This is a genomic window from Verrucomicrobiota bacterium (assembly GCA_016871675.1).
In the GTDB taxonomy this organism is placed as follows: domain Bacteria; phylum Verrucomicrobiota; class Verrucomicrobiia; order Limisphaerales; family VHCN01; genus VHCN01.
This window is the reverse complement of the sequence record VHCN01000142.1, coordinates 1-2,248: the sequence shown is the minus strand read 5'-3', so window position 1 is coordinate 2,248 and position 2,248 is coordinate 1. Positions and strand designations below refer to the sequence as shown.

Genomic DNA, 2,248 nt, shown 5'->3' with positions numbered 1-2,248 from the left:
AAGCTGACAAGGCCGAGCGCGCGAAACTCATCGGCACATGGGAGGGCTGGATCGTCGATGGCGACGGCAGCCAGAAGTCCCAGCAACGCCAGCGCGTGAGCGAACTCGTCATCACCGAGACGGAGATCAGCGCGAAGGACGGCGGCGGCCGCAGCATGGGCAAGGGCACCTATCGCATCGGCGGCACGGGCGCGGTGCGGACGATGGACAACACCGGCAACGGCGGCCCGACGATGGGCAAGTCATTCATGGGCATCTACAAAATCGAGGGCGACACGCTCAAGTGGTGCTCGGGCAATGACCGCGCGCGCACGCGTCCGATGGAGTTGAAGACGAACACGGGGACGAGCCACTTCCTGATGATCCTCACGAAGAAGAAGTAGACGAGGCGGAAGCGGGCGCGGTTTACTTCGCCGCCGGTTTCGCGCCGCCGAGGCTCCAAAGCCGCTTTTCCGTGCGGATGAACATCCGTCCGAGCGCGACGGCGGGAGTGGAGTGGCAGAGTTCGCCAAGTTTGTAAGTGTGCAGCGGGTTGAACTTGTCGCCCGCCTCCACCACCACGAGATCGCCGGTGCGCGTCACGCAAAAGAGCCGGCCATCCACCCACACCGGCGAGCCGAAGATGTCCGTGCTCGCGCGCTCCTGAAACCGCACCTGGCCTGTCGGCGCGTGCAGGCACGTGAGGAAACCGCTGTCGCTCCACAGCCACACGAGGTCGCCCACCACGATGCCCGTCGGCACGTAGGGCGCGGGAGCCTTCATGGTGTAGGCGAGTTCGGGCGCGCGCTTCGCGGCGGCGTCGCCGGCCCGCACCGCGGTGACGTAGTTGCCGCCCGCGCCACTGCCGCATGAGCCGTAGATGATGTCGCCGGCAATGAGCGGCGAACTCACGCTGCGCATCGTGAAGGCCTTCTCGAATTCCCACAGCACGCGGCCGTTGTCGGGGTTCACCGCGTAAATGCCGTGGCCCTGGCTGTTGAAGATGAGCGCGGGCTTTCCGCCCTTCGGCGTGTAAACGCACGGCGTCGAGTAGGCCACGACCACGCTCTTGCGCGGTGTCTGCCACACGGTCGAGCCGGACTTCGCGTCGAGCGCGGTGATGAAGCTTTCGCCGCTGCGCGCGTGGGCCTTGTCGGCCTTGATGTCGTCCTGCTCGTTGCCGAGGATGACCCTGCCGTTGTGGACGATGGGGGAGATGCCGCACGCGTGCTGGCTCACGAACGGGCCGAGGTCGCGCTTCCACTTCTCATTCCCCGTGTGGTCGAGCGCGGCGAGGTAGAAGTGGTCGGGCTGATTCCACGACACGTAAACTCGCTCGGCATCCACCGCCGGCGTGGAGGAGGCGAAGTGGTTGAAGTTGTGCCGCCGGAACGCCTCGAGCGGATAGTCCTTCTTCCAAAGCTGCTTTCCGTCGCGCGCATTGAGGCACACCACGCTGAACCCGCCCGCCTTGTCGCCCGTCGTGGTGACAAAAATTTTCTCGCCCCACAGCACCGGCGACGAATGGCCCACGCCGGGCAGTTCGACTTTCCAGTTCACATCCGCGTCGCCGATCTTCGTCGGGATGGTCTTTGCGTGGCTGATGCCGGTGCCGTTCGGCCCGTGGAAGCGCGTCCACTCCTGCGCGGACGAACCGGCTGCGGACACCGCCAGCACGGCGGCGAGAACCAACGGGTACTGGGATGTCTTCATGCGTGTGCGCCGTGACTGACGATCACCGGCGCAGCGGGATTCTTGGTTACTCCCGCCAGCGGATCGCCTTGAGCGCCTGCTTGCGGACGGGAATGGCCTTGAACCGCTGCGTCAACGCGGTGAGCGAGTCCTCGACGGCAAGCCGCTCGAGGCTTGACGCGCCCACGAACCCCACCGCGTCCGTGTGCTCGTTGATGAATGCCGCGTCCTCCGGGCGCGCGATGGGACCGCCGTGCGAGAGGAAAATGATGTCCTTGCGGACGCTTCGTCCGGCGTCGATCACCGCCTGCACCCGGCGCACTGAGTCCTTCATCGTCCCCACCGCGCCCTTCACGCCGATGCTGCCGCCGACCGTCGTGCCGACGTGCGCGATGATTGCGTCCGCGCCCGCCTCGGCCATCGCCTTCGCCTCCGCGGGCGTCGAGACGTAAACGATGCTGAACAAGTCCATCCTTCGCGCGAGCGAGACCATCTCGAACTCCTTCTCCACGCTCATGCCCGTCTCCTCGAGGATTTGCCGGAAGCGTCCGTCCACGATGCAGTGCGTCGGGAAATT

Annotated in this window: 3 protein-coding genes; 1 reads left to right on the top strand and 2 read right to left on the bottom strand. The window is 65.8% G+C overall.

Annotation, left to right across the window (positions count from 1 at the left end; genetic code table 11):
- On the top strand, positions 1–383 hold a 383-nt coding region (locus FJ386_15460), incomplete at its 5' end, for a TIGR03067 domain-containing protein (protein ID MBM3878084.1).
- Positions 384–405: 22 nt separating this feature from the next.
- Here the strand turns inward: FJ386_15460 and FJ386_15455 are convergent.
- Complete coding sequence (locus tag FJ386_15455; protein ID MBM3878083.1) at positions 406–1,692, bottom strand: hypothetical protein; 1,287 nt, start codon at positions 1,690–1,692, stop codon at positions 406–408.
- A gap of 46 nt (positions 1,693–1,738) precedes the next feature.
- Positions 1,739–2,248: phosphoenolpyruvate hydrolase family protein (locus FJ386_15450; protein ID MBM3878082.1), on the bottom strand; the 510-nt coding region annotated here is incomplete at its 5' end.